The 18,915-nt window shown below is 71.4% G+C and carries 14 protein-coding genes; 10 read left to right on the top strand and 4 right to left on the bottom strand.

Features of this window, described 5'->3' with window-relative positions; all coding sequences use genetic code 11:
- The first annotated feature begins 7 nt into the window (after window positions 1–7).
- The 3 genes from ilvN (at window position 8) to serA (ending at window position 3,504) form a co-directional block, all read left to right on the top strand.
- On the top strand, window positions 8–532 hold the full coding sequence (gene ilvN / locus DDJ31_RS26805) for an acetolactate synthase small subunit (protein ID WP_127177809.1): 525 nt from the start codon (window positions 8–10) through the stop codon (window positions 530–532).
- Window positions 533–640: 108 nt separating this feature from the next.
- Entirely contained in the window at window positions 641–1,639 is a 999-nt protein-coding gene (gene ilvC, locus DDJ31_RS26810; protein ID WP_127177808.1) for a ketol-acid reductoisomerase, read from the top strand.
- 275 nt (window positions 1,640–1,914) lie between these two features.
- Window positions 1,915–3,504, top strand: coding sequence for a phosphoglycerate dehydrogenase (serA, locus tag DDJ31_RS26815; RefSeq protein ID WP_127177807.1), 1,590 nt, complete (start codon window positions 1,915–1,917; stop codon window positions 3,502–3,504).
- Between the two features lie 162 nt (window positions 3,505–3,666).
- On the opposite strand, the gene DDJ31_RS26820 is transcribed toward serA, so the two are convergent.
- Window positions 3,667–4,962, bottom strand: a complete 1,296-nt coding sequence (locus DDJ31_RS26820) for a PucR family transcriptional regulator (RefSeq protein ID WP_127177806.1) — start codon at window positions 4,960–4,962, stop codon at window positions 3,667–3,669.
- Between the two features lie 142 nt (window positions 4,963–5,104).
- Here DDJ31_RS26820 and DDJ31_RS26825 point away from each other — a divergent pair, with 142 nt between their 5' ends.
- The 3 genes from DDJ31_RS26825 to DDJ31_RS39710 all read left to right on the top strand — a co-directional run bounded on the left by DDJ31_RS26825 (window position 5,105) and on the right by DDJ31_RS39710 (window position 8,198).
- Complete coding sequence (locus DDJ31_RS26825; RefSeq protein ID WP_127177805.1) at window positions 5,105–6,031, top strand: proline dehydrogenase family protein; 927 nt, start codon at window positions 5,105–5,107, stop codon at window positions 6,029–6,031.
- Between the two features lie 33 nt (window positions 6,032–6,064).
- Window positions 6,065–7,696 carry an L-glutamate gamma-semialdehyde dehydrogenase gene (gene pruA, locus DDJ31_RS26830; protein ID WP_127177804.1) on the top strand — a complete coding sequence of 544 codons (1,632 nt, stop codon included), beginning with the start codon at window positions 6,065–6,067 and terminating at the stop codon, window positions 7,694–7,696.
- 370 nt (window positions 7,697–8,066) lie between these two features.
- Window positions 8,067–8,198 carry a hypothetical protein gene (locus tag DDJ31_RS39710; RefSeq protein WP_127177803.1) on the top strand — a complete coding sequence of 44 codons (132 nt, stop codon included), beginning with the start codon at window positions 8,067–8,069 and terminating at the stop codon, window positions 8,196–8,198.
- 56 nt (window positions 8,199–8,254) lie between these two features.
- Here DDJ31_RS39710 and DDJ31_RS26835 read toward each other — a convergent pair whose 3' ends face one another.
- The gene (locus DDJ31_RS26835) at window positions 8,255–9,850 is read right to left on the bottom strand and encodes a purple acid phosphatase family protein (protein WP_127177802.1); all 1,596 of its coding nucleotides are present in this window, start codon (window positions 9,848–9,850) and stop codon (window positions 8,255–8,257) included.
- A 152-nt stretch (window positions 9,851–10,002) separates the two neighbouring features.
- Here DDJ31_RS26835 and DDJ31_RS26840 point away from each other — a divergent pair, with 152 nt between their 5' ends.
- From DDJ31_RS26840 to cimA, 3 genes are all read left to right on the top strand, one after another.
- Entirely contained in the window at window positions 10,003–11,046 is a 1,044-nt protein-coding gene (locus tag DDJ31_RS26840; protein WP_127177801.1) for a 3-isopropylmalate dehydrogenase, read from the top strand.
- 246 nt (window positions 11,047–11,292) lie between these two features.
- A complete protein-coding gene (locus tag DDJ31_RS26845) occupies window positions 11,293–12,381 on the top strand; it encodes a branched-chain amino acid aminotransferase (RefSeq protein ID WP_127177800.1) in 1,089 nt (362 codons plus the stop codon).
- 471 nt (window positions 12,382–12,852) lie between these two features.
- Complete coding sequence (gene cimA, locus DDJ31_RS26850; protein ID WP_127177799.1) at window positions 12,853–14,457, top strand: citramalate synthase; 1,605 nt, start codon at window positions 12,853–12,855, stop codon at window positions 14,455–14,457.
- Between the two features lie 108 nt (window positions 14,458–14,565).
- Here cimA and DDJ31_RS26855 read toward each other — a convergent pair whose 3' ends face one another.
- Complete coding sequence (locus DDJ31_RS26855) at window positions 14,566–16,431, bottom strand: ricin-type beta-trefoil lectin domain protein (protein ID WP_127177798.1); 1,866 nt, start codon at window positions 16,429–16,431, stop codon at window positions 14,566–14,568.
- Between the two features lie 267 nt (window positions 16,432–16,698).
- Between DDJ31_RS26855 and DDJ31_RS26860 the strand changes: the two genes are divergently transcribed.
- Window positions 16,699–18,063, top strand: coding sequence for a hypothetical protein (locus tag DDJ31_RS26860; protein ID WP_127177797.1), 1,365 nt, complete (start codon window positions 16,699–16,701; stop codon window positions 18,061–18,063).
- Window positions 18,064–18,242: 179 nt separating this feature from the next.
- On the opposite strand, the gene DDJ31_RS26865 is transcribed toward DDJ31_RS26860, so the two are convergent.
- Entirely contained in the window at window positions 18,243–18,857 is a 615-nt protein-coding gene (locus DDJ31_RS26865) for a YceI family protein (RefSeq protein WP_127177796.1), read from the bottom strand.
- Window positions 18,858–18,915: the final 58 nt, after the last annotated feature.

Below are 18,915 nucleotides of genomic sequence, written 5' to 3' on the forward strand. Positions count from 1 at the left end.
CAGACCCATGTCCAAGCACACGCTCTCCGTCCTGGTGGAGAACACACCGGGCATCCTGGCCCGGATCGCCGCCCTCTTCTCCCGCCGGGGCTTCAACATCGACTCGCTCGCCGTGGGCGTCACCGAGCACCCCGACATCTCCCGCATCACCATCGTGGTCGGTGTCGAGGAACTCCCCCTCGAACAGGTCACCAAGCAGCTCAACAAGCTCGTCAACGTGCTGAAGATCGTCGAGCTGGAGCCGAACCACGCCGTCCAGCGTGAACTCGTTCTGGTGAAGGTGCGCGCCGACAACGAGACCCGCTCGCAGATCGTCGAGATCGTCCAGCTGTTCCGCGCCAAGACCGTCGACGTCTCCCCGGAGGCCGTCACCATCGAGGCCACCGGCTCGGGCGAGAAGCTGTCCGCGATGCTCAAGATGCTGGAGCCGTTCGGCATCAAGGAGCTGGTCCAGTCCGGCACCATCGCCATCGGCCGCGGCGCCCGCTCCATCACCGACCGTTCGCTGCGCGCGCTCGACCGGTCCGCGTAACCGGCGCGCGGGCGGCTCCGGCCGCCCGTATGCCGAGACCCCGAGACTTCCCTTCCGCCCACCGGCATACGGTGGAGAGCGACACCCGTACACAAGGAGAGAACCACAGTGGCCGAGCTGTTCTACGACGCCGACGCCGACCTGTCCATCATCCAGGGCCGCAAGGTCGCGGTCATCGGATACGGCAGCCAGGGCCACGCCCACGCGCTGTCGCTGCGCGACTCGGGCGTCGACGTGCGCGTCGGCCTGCACGAGGGCTCCACGTCCAAGGCGAAGGCCGAGGAGCAGGGCCTGCGCGTGGTGAGCCCGTCCGAGGCCGCCGCCGAGGCCGACGTCATCATGATCCTCGTCCCGGACCCGATCCAGGGCCAGGTCTACGAGGAGCACATCGCCCCCCACCTCAACGACGGCGACGCCCTGTTCTTCGGCCACGGCCTGAACATCCGGTTCGGCTTCATCAAGCCGCCGGCCGGCGTGGACGTCTGCATGGTCGCCCCGAAGGGCCCCGGCCACCTGGTCCGCCGCCAGTACGAGGAGGGCCGCGGCGTTCCCTGCATCGCCGCCGTCGAGCAGGACGCCACCGGCAACGCCTTCGCGCTCGCCCTGTCCTACGCCAAGGGCATCGGCGGCACCCGGGCCGGCGTCATCAAGACGACCTTCACCGAGGAGACCGAGACCGACCTCTTCGGCGAGCAGGCCGTCCTCTGCGGTGGCACCGCGGCCCTGGTCAAGGCGGGCTTCGAGACCCTGACCGAGGCCGGCTACCAGCCGGAGATCGCCTACTTCGAGTGCCTGCACGAGCTGAAGCTGATTGTCGACCTCATGTACGAGGGCGGCCTGGAGAAGATGCGCTGGTCGATCTCCGAGACCGCCGAGTGGGGCGACTACGTCACCGGCCCGCGCATCATCACCGACGCCACCAAGGCCGAGATGAAGCAGATCCTCGCCGAGATCCAGGACGGCACCTTCGCCAAGAACTGGATGGACGAGTACCACGGCGGTCTGAAGAAGTACAACGAGTACAAGAAGCAGGACTCCGAGCACCTGCTGGAGACCACCGGCAAGCAGCTCCGCAAGCTGATGTCGTGGGTGAACGAGGAGGCCTGAGCCTCCGGACGACGGGACCGGGGCCACCGCTCCGGTCCCGTCGTCCCGCCTGTCCCGTCACGGACGGGTGATCCTTCCGCAGCGGCGTAAGACGTCGCGCGCGACGCCACTACACTGCTGCACACATACGCGTCAGGCCCACAGCGTCGTGCGTCTTCCACGCGGCTCAGCGACACCGGGGGACTGCGGGTGCGCAGCTCCCCGGCGCCGCTTCCCTCCACCGCATGCGGCCGTCGGGACGGCCGTCCGCACGCACTGGACTTGTGAGGACTCACGTGAGCTCGAAACCTGTCGTACTCATCGCCGAAGAACTGTCGCCCGCCACCGTGGACGCGCTCGGGCCCGACTTCGAGATCCGGCACTGCAACGGCGCGGACCGGGCGGAGCTGCTCCCGGCCATCGCCGACGTCGACGCGATCCTGATCCGCTCCGCCACCAAGGTCGACGCGGAGGCCGTGGCCGCCGCGGGCAGGCTCAAGGTCGTCGCGCGGGCCGGCGTGGGCCTGGACAACGTCGACGTCTCCGCCGCCACCAAGGCGGGCGTGATGGTCGTCAACGCCCCGACCTCCAACATCGTCACCGCCGCCGAGCTGGCCTGCGGTCTGCTCCTGGCCACCGCCCGCAACATCCCGCAGGCCAACGCGGCGCTGAAGAACGGCGAGTGGAAGCGCAGCAAGTACACCGGTGTCGAGCTGGCCGAGAAGACCCTCGGCGTCGTCGGCCTCGGCCGCATCGGCGCGCTCGTCGCGCAGCGGATGTCCGCCTTCGGCATGAAGGTCGTCGCCTACGACCCCTACGTGCAGCCCGCGCGGGCCGCGCAGATGGGCGTCAAGGTGCTCTCCCTCGACGAGCTGCTCGAGGTCTCCGACTTCATCACCGTGCACCTGCCCAAGACCCCCGAGACCCTCGGTCTGATCGGGGACGAGGCGCTGCGCAAGGTCAAGCCGAGCGTGCGGATCGTCAACGCCGCGCGCGGCGGGATCGTCGACGAGGAGGCGCTGTACTCGGCGCTCAAGGAGGGCCGGGTCGCCGGCGCCGGGCTCGACGTCTACACCAAGGAGCCCTGCACGGACTCCCCGCTGTTCGAGTTCGACCAGGTCGTCGCCACCCCGCACCTCGGTGCCTCCACCGACGAGGCGCAGGAGAAGGCCGGTATCGCCGTCGCCAAGTCGGTCCGCCTCGCCCTCGCAGGTGAGCTGGTCCCCGACGCGGTCAACGTCCAGGGCGGGGTCATCGCCGAGGACGTCAAGCCCGGTCTGCCGCTCGCCGAGCGCCTCGGCCGGATCTTCACCGCGCTCGCCGGCGAGGTCGCGGTCCGCCTCGACGTCGAGGTGTACGGCGAGATCACCCAGCACGACGTCAAGGTGCTCGAACTGTCCGCGCTCAAGGGCGTGTTCGAGGACGTCGTCGCCGAGACGGTGTCGTACGTCAACGCCCCGCTGTTCGCGCAGGAGCGCGGCGTCGAGGTGCGGCTGACGACCAGCTCGGAGGCGTCGGAGCACCGCAACGTGGTGACGGTGCGCGGCACCCTCGGCACCGGCGAGGAGGTGTCGGTCTCCGGCACCCTGGCCGGCCCGAAGAACCTCCAGAAGATCGTCGCCGTCGACGACTACGACGTCGACCTCGCCCTCGCCGACCACATGGTGGTGCTGCGCTACGAGGACCGTCCCGGTGTCGTCGGCACCGTCGGCCGGGTCTTCGGCGAGGCGGGCATCAACATCGCCGGCATGCAGGTCGCCCGCTCGGCGGTCGGCGGCGAGGCGCTCGCCGTCCTCACCGTCGACGACACGGTCGCCCCCGCGGTGCTGGCCGAGGTCGGCGAGGAGATCGGCGCGACGTTCGCGCGCTCGGTGAACCTGGTCTGACGGACCCGCCACCGCACGTCCGAGGACAGCACGCCGGACGGACCGAGAACCCTCGGCCCGTCCGGCGTTCTCCGTCGACGGGCAGGTCGGCGGGTCGAACCTCCGGGCGCCGGGTGGGCGGCGGCGATCAGGGAGCGGCCGGCCCGCTGCCGGGTGCGGCGGTCACGGCAGGTGGCGGAGCCTGGCGTCCTTGAGGGCCATGTGCAGCAGCAGCCGGTCCTCGCCGTCGTCCAGGTCGAGGCCGGTCAGCCGCTCCACCCGGGACAGCCGGTAGTAGAGGGTCTGGCGGTGGATGCCCAGCTCGGCGGCGGTGCGGCCGGCCTGGCCCGCGCAGTCGAGGTAGACCTCGGCGGTGCGGGCCAGTTCGCGGTGGGCGGGGGAGAGGAGGGGGCCGACGGCCGGGTCCTGGGCCGTCTCGGGGGGCAGCGCCGTCAGCAGCCGGAACGGCCCGATCCGGCTCCACTCGGCGATCGGTCCGAGCCGCGGTTCGGCCAGCGCGGCCCGCGCGGCGGCCACCGCCTCCGTCCACGCCACCCCCAGCTCGGCCAGCCCGACCCGGGCGCCCCCGATCCCGGCGGCCGACGTTCCCGGCGGCTGCGGCGGGGGGCCGGCGGGCGCCTCGCCCGGCGCGGCGCTCTGCTCGGCGCCTGCCGCCCGTTCCAGGAGCCTGGTCGCCGCCGCGAGGGCCGGTCCCGGGGTGCCGGGGGAGCGCAGCCGCAGCAGGAGCGCCAGGCACTGCCCGGTCGCCCCCCACGGGACGGTGCACAGGGCCGTCGCGCCCTGGACGGTGCGGACGGAGGGGGCGTCGTCCGGGTCGGCGGACGGCCAGGGGGCCACGCAGACCACCGTGTGCAGGGCGTCGGCGCGCGGCCCGAGGGCGGTGCGCAGCTCCGCCACCGCCATGTCCCGCTGCCAGCCCCGCTCCGCCGTGAGGACCGCGCGCAGTTCGCGGGTGAGGTCGGCGCCGTGCTGGGCCTCGTCGGCGAGGAGGGCGCCGATCCTGGCGGCCACCGTCATCGCGGCGGAGAGCTGGCGCGCCGTCGGCCCCGGATCGTCGTCCAGGAGCCAGACGTAGCCGAGGACGACACTCCGATGGCGTACCGGCAGGCAGATCCGTCCGCGCAGCACGCCCGCCTCCGGGGTGGGCGGGATGCGGACCGGACCGGTCGCCCGGGTGATGCCGAACCCCTCGAACCAGGAGCGGACGGCGGCGGTGGAGCGGCGGGTGAGGATCGAGCGGGTGCGCACCGGGTCGAGCCAGGACGCGTCGAGGTCCCGTTCGCTGTCGTACGCGCCGAACGCGATCAGTTCGAAGTCGCGGTTCTCCAGCGTCGCGGGCGCTCCGAGCAGCTCGGAGATCTCGTCCACCAGGTCCTGGTAGTCGCTCGCGTAGTTGTAGGGCGCGGCATCCGACGTCACCTGGGCATTCTCCCTCAATTCGACAGTCCCTTCATACATCTGTCTGAGATCGGGGGCGTGAATGCCTGACAGCTGTCGATGGCCGACCGGCGGGGAGATCCATAGATTTCGCAGTGGTTCTCCGTGCCGTTCCCGACCTGTCGGGCAACGGCCTCGTCTGGGTTGGTATGTGGAGGTTCCCGTGCTGGGTCCCGTGATTCTCGCCGCGTCGCGCAGCGACCGGATGCGCCGCGTCATCTCCGCGGCCCCGGTGACCAAGCAGGTCGTCGACCGCTTCATCCCCGGTGAGACCGTCGACGACATCGTCCCGATCATCGAGCGCCTCACCGCCGACGGCCTCGAACTGACGATGGACGTCGTCGGCGAGGACATCACCACCCCGGAGCAGGCCGCCGCCGCCCGCGACGCCTACCTCGCCCTGATCGGCCGGCTCAAGGCGCTCGACCTCGGCGAGCGCGTCGAGATGTCCGTCAAGCTGTCGATGTTCGGGCAGGCCCTCGACGGCGGCCACGAGCTGGCCCTCGCCAACGTCCGGCCGGTCGTCGAGGCCGCCGCCGCGATCGGTACCACCGTCACCCTCGACGCCGAGGACCACACCACCCTCGACTCGATGTTCGCCATCCACGAGGAGCTGCGGAAGGACTTCCCGCAGACCGGCTGCGTCATCCAGTCCTACCTGTTCCGCACCGAGACCGACGCCCGCCGCCTCGCCGCGTCCGGCAGCCGGGTCCGGCTCGTCAAGGGCGCCTACAAGGAGCCCGCCGAGGTCGCCTACCAGCAGAAGCACGAGATAGACAAGGCGTACGTGCGGGTCCTGCGCATCCTGATGGAGGGAACCGGGTACCCGATGATCGGCTCCCACGACCCGCGCCTCATCAGCATCGGCCAGGAGCTGGCCCGCGCCGCCGGACGCAAGCCGGGCGACTACGAGTTCCAGATGCTCTACGGCATCCGGGGCGACGAGCACCTGCGGCTGGCCGCCGAGGGCCACCGGATGCGCGTCTACACGGCGTACGGCACCGACTGGTACGGCTACTTCATGCGCCGGCTGGCCGAGAAGCCCGCGAACCTGCGCTTCTTCGTCCGCAGCATGATCAGCAAGGGCTGAACCCCCACCGCTCAGTAAGGAGTTACGGAACCCATGGATGCTGTGACCCAGGTCCCCACCCCTGTCAACGAGCCGGTGCACGGCTACGCCCCCGGCTCGCCGGAGCGCGCCCGCCTTGAGGCCAAGCTGAAGGAGCTGGCCGAGAACCCGATCGAGCTGCCGATGACCATCGGCGGCGAGAAGCGGCTCGGCGGCGGTGAGACCTTCCAGGTCGTGCAGCCGCACCACCACAAGTCGGTCATCGGCACCGGCCGCCACGCCACCACCAAGGACGCGAAGGACGCGATCGACGCGGCCCTCGCCGCCGCCCCGGCCTGGCGCGCGATGGCCTTCGACGACCGCGCCGCGATCATCCTGCGGGCCGCCGAACTCCTCGCCGGGCCGTGGCGCGAGACGATCGCCGCCTCCACCATGCTCGGCCAGTCGAAGACCGCCCAGCAGGCGGAGATCGACAGCCCCTGCGAGCTGGTCGACTTCTGGCGCTTCAACGTCCACTACGCGCGCCAGATCCTCGCCGAGCAGCCCCCGGCGAACTCCCCCGGCGTGTGGAACCGCATGGACCACCGCCCGCTGGAGGGCTTCGTCTACGCGATCACGCCGTTCAACTTCAGCGCCATCGCCGCGAACCTGCCCACCGCGCCCGCCCTCATGGGCAACGTGGTGATCTGGAAGCCGTCCCCGACCCAGACCCACGCCGCGGTGCTGCTGATGCAGCTGCTGGAGGAGGCCGGGCTGCCCAAGGGCGTCATCAACCTGGTCACCGGCGACGGCATCGCCGTCTCCGAGGTCGCCCTGGCCCACCGCGACCTGGCCGGCATCCACTTCACCGGCTCGACCAAGACCTTCCAGCACCTGTGGAAGACGGTCGGCAACAACATCGAGAAGTACCGCGCCTACCCGCGCCTGGTCGGCGAGACCGGCGGCAAGGACTTCGTCGTCGCGCACCCGAGCGCCGACCGCGCCGTCCTGAAGACCGCGCTGACCCGGGGCGCCTTCGAGTACCAGGGCCAGAAGTGCTCGGCGACCTCGCGCGCCTACATCCCGGCCTCCATCTGGAACTCCGGGTTCAAGGAGGAGTTCGCGGCCGAGGTCGACTACCTGACCATGGGTGACGTCACCGACCTGTCGAACTTCGTCGGCGCCGTCATCGACGAGCGGTCCTTCGCCAAGAACAAGGCCGCCATCGACCGCGCCAAGCAGGACCCGACCTGCACGATCGTCGCGGGCGGCTCCTACGACGACTCGGTCGGGTGGTTCGTGCGCCCGACCGTCGTCGAGTGCAGCGACCCGGAGAACGAGGTCTTCACCACCGAGTACTTCGGCCCGTTCCTCGCCGTGCACGTCTACGAGGACGACGAATACGACGCGATGCTGACCCAGATGGAGTCCGTCTCCGACTACGCCCTGACCGGCTCGGTCATCGCCGGCGACCGCGCGGCGGCGGCGTACACCATGGAGAAGCTGCGCTACGCGGCGGGCAACTTCTACATCAACGACAAGTCCACCGGCGCCGTCGTCGGCCAGCAGCCCTTCGGCGGCGGCCGCGCCTCCGGCACCAACGACAAGGCGGGCGCCCCGCAGAACCTGATGCGCTGGACGCTGACCCGCGCCATCAAGGAGACGCTGGTCGCGCCGACCGACTACGGCTACCCGCACATGGGCTGAGCCGCACCGGCCGGCTGAACAGGTCGACGAAGCCGCCGAAGCCGACGAAGCCGACGAGAGGGAGGGGCACCCCGGTGCCCCTCCTTTCGCATGGTCCCCCGGCTCCCCGGTGGTATGAGGAAACCGCAGTTCACAGGGGTGTGACCGAAACCGCCGTCTCAGATAGTAGGAAGTCCGAGTAATGGTGGAGACAGACCAGGACTCCTCGCTTAGCTTTGTAGGAGCCGAACGTCTCGCTCGATCAAGCGAATGGCGGTCGTGAGCCGGGCCCCGAGCAGGCAACCCCTGCGGCACCGCTCCCCGCCCATCCGGCGTCTCGCAACCCCCCTCCGTTTCCGTACTCCAGTTGTGCCGAAGGAGTCGATCCCCCATGGCCGAGACGACCGTCCGCCGCCGAGTCCGCCACGAGTCCCGCACGAGCGACTCCGACCGCAAGAACGCCGCCGCCGCCCTCCAGCGCGCCCTCGACCGCCGGGACAACGGCGGTTCCACCGGCCACTGAGCCGGGCAGCACCCCCACGAACCGGGAGCCGCACCCGCTCGGGGTGCGGTGCGGGGTCACGCCCCGCGCCGCACCTCGAAGTGATCGACCCGGGTGCCGTCCTGCGCGAGCGCCGACACATCGAGGCGCGGTGAACCGCCCGTCCGCGCCTCCACCCGCAGCAGCGAGAACCCCCGGTAGCGCACCCGCGACCACTCCACGGTCTCCGGCTCCTGGGCCCGCGACCTCGTCCACGCGAAGCTGTCCACGGGCGTGTCGCGGGTGACGTGCCCCTCGTAGCTCTCCTTCACGCCCGACGGGAAGCCGTACAGGTCCTTGCCGCCGCCGCCCGCCGTCACGTACACCGTCCCGTCCCTGGTCGGGTCGGTCGACCCGCCGATCGGCACCGGACGGCCCACCGCGCCGTCCCGGATCGCGTCGGTCCGCTCATAGACATGGTTGTGGCCGTTGATCACCAGATCCACCTGGTGCTTCGCGAACAGCGGCAGCCACGCGGCCCGCACCCCGCCGTCCGAGGCGTGCGTGGACGTCGAGTACGCGCAGTGGTGGAAGAAGACGACGACGAAGTCGACGCCGTCGGCCGCCCGCAGCCGGGTCAGCTCCCTGTCGAGCCACGCCGTCTGCCGGCCGCCCGAGCAGCCCAGGTTGGCCGGGATCTCCCAGGACACGTCGTTGGCGTCCAGCGCGACGAACCCGACGTTGCCGTAGGTGAACGCGTACACGCCCGGCGCGGTGCGCGGGTCGAACCCGGTGTCGGGCAGCGACCAGCGGGCCAGCTGGCCGCCGTAGCCGTCGGGCGAGTACCAGGCCTCCATGTCGTGGTTGCCGGTCGTCACCATCCACGGCACGGTCCGCGCCACCGGCTCGTTCTGCTTCAGGAACAGGTCCCAGTAGCCGGGGTCGTAGCCGTCCGACGTCTTGCCCTGGCCGTTGACGTCGGCGTAGCAGATGTCGCCCGCGTGCAGATGGAAGGCGGGCTTCTGGCGCAGGATCACATCGTCGTTGGCCGCGGCCGCCTGGCTGACGCCCTGGTCGCCGAAGGCGGTGAAGACGAACGACTCGGGGCGCGCGGGCGCGGTGCGGAACGAACCGATCGCCGCGCGGTGCTCGGCGGCCGTCGGGTCGAAGCCGTCGTGGCCGACGCCGTAGTAGTAGGTGGTGCCGGGGAGCAGGCCGTCCACGGCGGCGTGCGCGTAGTACTGCTCGAACGCCGGGCGCACGCCGGTCAGCGCCGGCGTGTGCAGGTCCCGGATCTCCGCCTCGACGCGCCGGTCCAGCGCGTCCGGCGCCGTCCCGATCCGCGCGAACGGCTTCCGCACGGCGAGCGGCAGCTGCCAGGAGACCCGCATCCCGGTCCTCGGGTCGGCGCCGAACGCCAGATGGCGGCCGAACGGCACGACGGCCGAGCCGTGCACCGTGCCGCTCGCCGGTGCCGTCGCGGGGGAGCCGGACGGCCGGTGGCCCTTCGGGTCCGCCGCCTGGCGCTCCTTCGTCCCCGGGCCCGCGCAGCCGGCCAGCAGGCCGCCGGCCACGGCGCCCGCCGTCACCAGCGTGCGCCGCCTGGTCAGCTTCGTCCGCAGGTACTCGTGCTGCTCGGCCATGCTCATCCGGCGCGCCAGACGGGGCGGAATGCCGAAGTCGGGAAGGTCCATGACGGAGAAGTTCCCAGCACGGGCCGACATCCGCCCCACATTCGGGTGAACGGGTGACGACGACCGGCCGCCGGGCCGCCGCCCACCCCCACCGGCTGTCCGCATGCCGGACGGGCCGTGTCATCCCATGGGACGAGGAGTAGGGTGCCGACATGTCTCGCAGCATCGATCTCGCAGTGATTCCCGGTGACGGCATCGGCCAGGAAGTCGTCACCGAGGGCCTGAAGGTCCTCTCCGCCGTCCTTCCGCAGGATGTGAAGCTGGAGACCAAGGAGTTCGACTTCGGCGCCCGGCGCTACCACGCCACCGGTGAGACCCTCACCGACGCCGACCTCGACGCCCTCAAGGGGCACGACGCGATCCTGCTCGGCGCCATCGGCGACCCGAGCGTGCCGTCCGGCGTGCTGGAGCGCGGCTTCCTGCTCAAGCTCCGCTTCGCCTTCGACCACCACGTCAACCTGCGCCCCAGCAAACTGCTCCCGGGAGTGGCCACCCCGCTCGCCGGTGAGCCGCGGATCGACTTCGTCGTGGTCCGCGAGGGCACCGAGGGCCCGTACACCGGCAACGGCGGCACCATCCGCAAGGGCACCGAGCACGAGGTCGCCACCGAGGTCTCCGTCAACACGGCGTTCGGTGTCGAGCGGGTCGTCCGCGACGCCTTCGCCCGCGCCCAGGCCCGCCCCCGCAAGAAGCTCACGCTGGTCCACAAGAACAACGTGCTGACCTTCGCGGGCCACCTGTGGACGAACGTCTTCAACCGCGTCGCGGCCGAGTTCCCCGACGTCACCACCGACTACATCCACGTCGATGCCGCGACCATCTACCTGGTCACCGACCCCGGCCGGTTCGACGTCATCGTCACCGACAACCTCTTCGGCGACATCATCACCGACCTCGCCGCGGCCGTCTCGGGCGGCATCGGCGTCGCCGCCAGCGGGAACATCAACCCGTCCGGCGCGTTCCCCTCGATGTTCGAGCCGGTGCACGGCTCCGCACCCGACATCGCGGGCCAGGGCAAGGCCGACCCCACCGCCACGGTCCTGTCCGTCGCCCTCCTGCTGCGCCACCTCGGCTACGAGGCCGAGGCCGGCCGGATCGAGGAGGCCGTCTCCGCCGACCTCGCGGAGCGCACCGGCAACCCTGCCCGCAGCACGTCGCAGATCGGCGACGCGCTCGCGGAACGCGTAGCCGGCTGACCCGGCCGTCGAGTCTCCCTCGAAGCCGCCGGGTACACCGTCCCGGCGGCTTCCGTATGCCCGCCGCCGGGTGACACCATCTTCCTCCGGGTCGCATTCACGCTGTTTTCGTCCACGGCGTCCCGCGCGCGATAATCGAACGCGGAGCCGCGGTTTGAGGGAATGCTCGGACGTCCTAGTACTGGGTACTGGCCGTACGGACGTGAGCGCGGCCCGTCACACACAACCGGTGAAGGACAACCACTCATGACGACGCCCACGATCGAGCTCAAGCCCTCCGCCAGCCCGCTCTCCGCCGCCGAGCGCGACGCGATCCTGGTGGCCCCCGGGTTCGGCCGCCACTTCACCGACCACATGGTGACGATCCGGTGGACCGAGGGCCGCGGCTGGCACGACGGCCAGCTCGTCCCGTACGGCCCGCTCTCCCTCGACCCGGCGAACATGACCCTGCACTACGCGCAGGAGATCTTCGAGGGCCTCAAGGCGTACCGCCAGCCCGACGGTTCGGTGGCGACCTTCCGCCCGGAGAAGAACGCCACGCGCTTCCAGGCCTCCGCCCGCCGCCTCGGCATGCCCGAGCTGCCGGTCGAGACGTTCATCGAGGCGTGCGACGTGCTGGTCCGCCAGGACGCGGCCTGGGTCCCGGCGCACGGCGGCGAGGAGTCCCTCTACCTGCGCCCGTTCATGATCGCGACCGAGGTCGGTCTCGGTGTGAAGCCCGCCAACGAGTACCTCTTCCTGGTCATCGCCTCCCCGGCCGGCGCCTACTTCCCCGGCGGGGTGCGGCCGGTGTCGATCTGGCTCTCCGAGGACCGGGTGCGCGCGGTCCCCGGCGGTGTGGGCGACGCCAAGACCGGCGGCAACTACGCGGCCTCCCTGCTGGCCCAGGCCGAGGCCGCGGCCAAGGGCTGCGAGCAGGTCTGCTACCTCGACGCCGTCGAGCACCGGTGGGTCGAGGAACTCGGCGGGATGAACCTGTACTTCGTGTACGGCGACCGGATCGTCACCCCCGGCCTCACCGGCTCCATCCTGGAGGGCGTCACCCGCGACTCGCTCCTCACCGTCGCCCGTGACCTCGGCTACACCGCCGAGGAGGGCCGCGTCTCGGTCGAGCAGTGGCAGCGCGACGCGGAGAACGGCAGCCTCACCGAGGTCTTCGCCTGCGGCACCGCCGCCGTCATCACCCCGGTCGGCACGGTCAAGCGGGAGAGCGCCGAGTGGCGGCAGTCGGGCGGCGAGCCCGGCGAGGTCACGCTCAAGCTGCGCTCCGCCCTGCTGGACGTCCAGCGGGGCATCACGCCCGACCGGCACGGCTGGATGCACCGGCTCGGCTAGGCACTGTCCGGCACCTGCGGGAGCCGTCCCGGACCCGCCGTCCGGTACGGCTCCCGACGGCTCCCGCCCCCAGCGACAGCGGCGGGCCTCGTGCGACGGCGGGCCCTCCCGCGACGGCGGACCCGGTGCGTCGGCGGCGGGACGGCGAGCTGACCGGCCGCCGCAAGACGGACCGTTCGTATCCTGAGACGGAGGGTGAGGGCGGGGGCGCCTTGTGCCAGACTGCCCCCGTGCTCTCGTTCGCCATGATTATTGGCAGCAGGCGCGCCGGTCCGCAGTGACCGCCACGTACGACCAGGTACGGGCGGACACCGTTGTTCTCGACCCGCGCGCAGACCTCTCGCACCCGCGAGGGGTTTTTCGCTTTTCTGGCCCACCCCAGCCGGGAGCCGAGCGCGAGGGACCATGGGAGGACGGTGGAGCCGGTCATTCCGGTACGACCGAGATCCAACCTTCAGGAGCCTTGACACCATGACCGACACCAGCGAGCTCGACGACTCGTTCCACGTCTTCGACACCACCTTGCGCGACGGCGCCCAGCGCGAGGGCATCAACCTCACCGTCGCGGACAAACTGGCGATCGCACGGCACCTGGACGACTTCGGTGTGGGCTTCATCGAGGGCGGCTGGCCCGGCGCCAACCCCCGGGACACCGAGTTCTTCGCCCGCGCCCGGCAGGAGATCGACTTCCGGCACGCCACCCTCGTCGCGTTCGGCGCCACCCGCCGCCCCGGCGCCAAAGCGGCCGAGGACCCGCAGGTCAGGGCGCTCGTCGAGTCGGGCGCCGACGTCATCACGCTGGTCGCCAAGTCCCACGACCGGCATGTCGAACTGGCGCTGCGCACCACCCTCGACGAGAACCTGGAGATGGTCCGCGACACCGTCTCCCACCTGCGCTCCGAGGGCCGCCGCGTCTTCGTCGACTGCGAGCACTTCTTCGACGGCTACCGCGCCAACCCCGAGTACGCCAAGGCCGTCGTACGGACCGCCGCCGAGGCCGGCGCCGACGTGGTGATCCTGTGCGACACCAACGGCGGGATGCTGCCCGCGCAGATCCAGGCCGTCGTCGCCACCGTCCTCGCCGACACCGGCGCCCGGCTCGGCATCCACGCCCAGGACGACACCGGCTGCGCCGTCGCCAACACGCTGGCCGCCGTCGACGCGGGCGCCACCCACGTCCAGTGCACGGCCAACGGCTACGGCGAGCGGGTCGGCAACGCCAACCTCTTCCCGGTGGTCGCCGCCCTGGAGCTGAAGTACGGCAAGAAGGTGCTGCCCGAGGGCAAGCTCCGCGAGACCACCCGGATCTCGCACGCCATCGCCGAGGTCGTCAACCTCACGCCCTCCACCCACCAGCCCTACGTCGGTGTCTCCGCGTTCGCGCACAAGGCGGGGCTGCACGCCTCCGCGATCAAGGTCGACCCCGATCTGTACCAGCACATCGACCCGGCGCTGGTCGGCAACACCATGCGGATGCTGGTCTCCGACATGGCGGGCCGCGCCTCCATCGAGCTGAAGGGCAAGGAACTGGGCGTCGACCTCGGCGGCGACCGCGAACTGATCGGCCGGGTCGTCGAGCGGGTCAAGGAACGCGAACTGCGCGGCTACACCTACGAGGCCGCCGACGCCTCCTTCGAACTGCTGCTGCGCGCCGAGGTGGCGGGCAAGCCGCTGAAGTACTTCGACGTCGAGTCGTGGCGCGCGATCGTCGAGGACCGCCCCGACGGCAGCCACGCCAACGAGGCCACCGTCAAGCTCTGGGCCAAGAGCGAGCGGATCGTCGCCACCGCCGAGGGCAACGGCCCGGTCAACGCGCTGGACCGGGCGCTGCGGGTGGCGCTGGAGAAGATCTATCCGCAACTCGCCGACCTGGGCCTCGTCGACTACAAGGTCCGCATCCTGGAGGGCAAGCACGGCACCCAGTCCACCACCCGCGTCCTGATCTCCACCTCGGACGGCTCCGGCGAGTGGTCCACGGTGGGCGTCGCGGAGAACGTCATCGCGGCCTCCTGGCAGGCCCTGGAGGACGCGTACGCGTACGGGCTGCTGCGGGCCGGGGTGAGCCCCGCGGAGTAGGCCAGGCCCGGCGGCGCGCGGGCCGTCCGCACGGCGGCCGGCGCGGCGGGGGATTCACCACCGCCGCGCCGGCCGCCGCCGCGGGCACCGGCTCCGGCCGTCACGGTCTCAGCGCAACTGCCACTTCTGGTTCGACGCGCCCGTGCACGACCAGATCTGCGCCCGAGCCCCGTTCGCCGACGAGTTGTCCGTGACGTCCAGGCACTTGGCCGCCGCGGTGTTGACGACGTCGCCGGTGGCCGCGTCGTACGTCCACTGCTGGGCGCCGGTGCCGTTGCAGTCGTAGAGCTGGAGCTTGGCGCCGTTCGCGGTCGACGCGGAGGTCACGTCCAGGCACTTGCCGAGCGACTGCACCGAGCCGTCGGCGCGCACCGTCCAGGTCTGCGCGGCCGAGCCGTTGCAGTCGTAGAGCTGTACCGCCGTGCCGTTCGCGCTCAAACCGCCCGCCACGTCGAGGCACTTGCCGCCGAGGCCGACGAAGGTTCCGGAGGTCGCGGCGCCCCCCGTCGGGGTGCCGGACCAGGTGAAGGTGGCCGACGTCTTGCCGGGCAGCGAGTAAGTGGCGTGCTGCGAGCCCCAGTTGACGGTGACCGTCTTCGCCGCTGAACCGTCGTTGTACGCGATCAGGGCCTTGCCGCCGTCCGGGTTGCGCCAGGCCACGTTCGGCACCGACGAGGACGCCGTGGACGCGATGCGCTGGGCGCCCGGCCGGACGAACTTCGTCAGATGGCCCATCGTGTAGTACTCGACCGTGTAGTCCACCGTGCCGCTCGCGCCGTCGCCGTTGTGCACGGTGACCAGCCCGGTGCAGGTGCCGCAACCGCCGTTGTGCGGGCCCATGTTATGGTCCACGGCCAGCGACCACTTGGTCACCGACTTCGCCCAGTTGCGGGTGTAGTCGACGATGTTGAGCATGTCCTCGCGCTGCTGGTTGGCGATCCAGGTGCCGCCCGAGTGCTCGGTGCCGAACGCGTCGAGCGCCGGGTACTGGTTGTGCACGGCCGTCTGCTTGGTGACGTCACCGCCGTAGCCGTGCCAGGCGATCCCGCCGAAGTTGGGGTGGTTGCGGACCGCCGCGTCGTCGACCGTCTGCGCCGCGTAGGAGTCGTACACGTCCCAGTTCCAGTCGTGCGCGAGGACCTTGGTGGACAGACCGGCCGCCTGGAGCTTGGGCAGCAGCTCGCTCTTCACGAAGTACGCGAGCCCGCTGGCGTTCCAGCTCATCGAGGGGTAACCGCCGCAGCAGGTCGGCTCGTTCTGCGGGGTCACGTACCCGACGTTCACACCCTGGTCCCGGTACCCCTGGAGGTACTTCACGAAGTACGAGGCGTACGCGCCGTAGTCCTCGGCCTTCAGCCAGCCCCCGTTGAGGGAGCCGCTGTCCTTCATCCAGGCGGGCGCGGTCCACGGCGAGGCCATCACGGTGAGGGCCGGGTTGAGCCGGACGGCCTGCTGGGTGAGCGGCACCACGTCGGCGAGGTCGTGGGCGAGGGAGAACTTCGCGAGCGCGGGGTCGGTCTGGCCGGCCGGGACGTCGTCGTAGGTGTAGCCGTTCCTGGCCAGGTCGGAGGCGCCCATCGGGTTGCGCAGGAACGACAGTCCGATGCCGTCGGTGGGCGAGAACAGCTTGCGCATGGCGCTGTCCCGGGTCGCCTGGGACAGCGCGCCGCTGCTGTTCATCAGCCAGGCGGCGGTGTCCGTGAAGGACGCGCCGCCGCCGGCGAAGGTCTGGTAGCGGGTGTTCTCGTCGACGGTGATGTTCTCGCCGCCGCCTCCGGTGCCGCTCTGGAACGCGAACGGCGTCTGCGCCTGGAGTCCGCGCACGACATGGCGTCCGGCGGAGTCGTCGGTGGTGGTGAGCCAGGCGGTGACCTGTTCGCCCGCCGCGTGCGCGGGCGGTACCGCCGCCGTGAGACCGGCCGTGGAGAGCAGACCGGCGAGCAGCAACCGGATCGCGTGGGGGGTTCTCCTCATGGACACGTCGCCCTTCCTGACGAGATGTCGTGACGGGATGGTGCGGGCCGTTCAGTTAACTCACGGCGTGATCTAAGCCATGAGTGAACTGTGGGTGGCTGAGTGAACCAGAGAGCGGAGGGGAGGTCCATACCAAGGACCGCTCCGCTCGTCAGGACGCGCCCGGCCGCCAGGAATCGGCGGTGACGAAGCGGCCGACGCTCCCGGGCGACCTCGGCCCCCTCCGCCCAGGTGACCGTTTTGTACCGCTTCCGGTAGCTTCGGAGGATGAAGGCCGTTCCGCCGTCCCGATCCCTCCCCGCGCTGCTGGCGGCCATGGTCCTCGCCGTCCTGATGACGGTGCCCGGGGCCGGTGCCCCGGCGGTCGCGGCCACCGGCGTCTCCACCATCGCCGCCGCCCTGCGTGACAGCCCCGTCTACGTGGACCCGGCCGCCCGCGGACAGCTCTCGGCCGCGGCCGCCGACGCGCTGGCCGCGCGGATCAAGAAGGCGGACAGGCCCGTCTTCGTCGCGGTCCTGCCCGCCGGCTACCCGACGGCGAACCTCTTCACCGACCTCCGTACCGCCACCGGCGTCACGGGCCTGTACGCGATCAGGCTCGGCGACCGCTTCGACGCCCGCGCCGACTCCGCAGTGCTGCCGCGCACCTCCGTGGGCAACCTCGTCACCAGCGTCCAGGGCGCGCCCGACGCCAGGACCCAGCTCGACGACTTCACCGGCCGCGCCCTCGCGAGCATGCGCGGCTCGGCCCCGGCGAGCTGGGGCGGCCGGGCGGGCGGCACCGGGGTGTCGAGCACCGTGCTGATCGGGCTCGGCGCGGTGGTCGTCGTCGGCGGGGTGGGCGCCTACGCGCTGGTCAGACGGGACCGGCGGCGCCGGGAGGAGCGGCGGCTGGCCGACCTCGACCGGCTGCGGATCGTCGTCGACGAGGACATCACGGCGTTCGGTGAGGAACTGGACCGGCTCGACTTCCACCCCGCGGAGGCCGGCGCCGACGACGCGATGCGCGCGGACTACGAACGCGCCCTGGACGCCTACGAGCAGGCGAAGTCCCTGATGGCGGCGGCGTACGGGCCGCAGGACGTCCGGGGTGTCACCCAGGCCCTGGAGGACGGCCGGTTCTCGCTGGCCCAGCTCGCCGCGCGGCGCGCGCACCTCCCGCTGCCCGAGCGGCGCCCGCCCTGCTTCTTCGACCCGCGTCACGGGCCCTCGGTGGCCGACGCCGTGTGGACGCCGCCCGGCGGGGCCCCGCGCGAGGTACCGGTCTGCGCCGCCGACCGGACCAGGCTCGCGGACGGACGCGATCCGGTGATCCGCGAGGTGGACAGCGAGTACGGCCGCCGCCCGTACTGGGAGGCCGGCCCGGCCTACGGGCCCTGGGCCGGCGGCTACTTCGGCGGCGGACTGCTGCCTGGGCTGCTGGTCGGCACGATGCTCGGCGGGATGATGTCGGGCCCGGGGTACGGCTACGGCGCCGGGTACGGCGACACCGGCGCCGGATACGGCGGCTTCGGGGGCGGCGACGTCTCCGGCTCCAACTTCGACCCCGGGGACTTCGGCGGCGGCTTCGGCGGCGGGGGAGGTTTCGGTGACGGCGGCGGGGGAGGCGGGGACTTCGGCGGCGGTTTCTGACGCCGGACGGCCCATCACCCGGGCGCCCCGTCAGCCAGGCGACCTGCCACCCGGACGGCTCGTCACCCAGGCGGCCCGCACCTGGACGACCCGTCAGCCGGGCGGCCTGTCACCCGGACGGCCCGCCCCCCGGACGACGACGCTCCCGCCCCGCCCCCGTCCGTCCCCCCGCCCGCACGTCAGGCGTTCTTGATCGCCGAGATGTCGAAGTTCAGCTTGATCTTGTCGGAGACCAGGACGCCGCCCGTCTCCAGCGTCGCGTTCCAGGTCAGGCCCCAGTCGGAGCGCAGGATCTCGGCCTTGCCCTCGAAGCCGACGCGCTCGTTGCCGAACGGGTCCTTCGCGGCGCCGTTGAACTCCAGGTCGATGGTGATCGGCCGGCTGGTGCCGAGGATCTCCAGGTCGCCGGTGATCCGGTAGTCGTCGCCGCCCAGGGACTCCGCCGCGGTGGAGCGGAACGTCATGCGCGGGAACTCGTCGGTCTTGAAGAAGTCGGCGCTCTTGAGGTGCCCGTCGCGGTCGGCGGACCCGGTGTCGATGGAGTCCATCGTGATGTCGAGGGACGCCGTGGACTTCGACGGGTCCGAGCCGTCGAGGTGCAGCGAGCCGGTGAAGTCGAGGAACTTGCCCTTGACGTTGGTGACCATCGCGTGGCGGGCCACGAAGCCGAGCGTGGAGTGCGCGGGGTCGATGGTGTACTCGCCGGTCAGCGCGGCCTGGTCGGGGACGACGGGCGCGGAGGTGGCGCTCGCGGGGGTGCTGTCGCTGTCGTTCTTGCGGCCGAAGATGCCCATGAGGTGCTCCTGGGGGACGGGTCGCGGCTCCGGGCGGAGGCCGCGGCGATGAGGATGT

Source organism: Streptomyces griseoviridis (genome assembly GCF_005222485.1).
Classification (GTDB): domain Bacteria; phylum Actinomycetota; class Actinomycetes; order Streptomycetales; family Streptomycetaceae; genus Streptomyces; species Streptomyces hintoniae.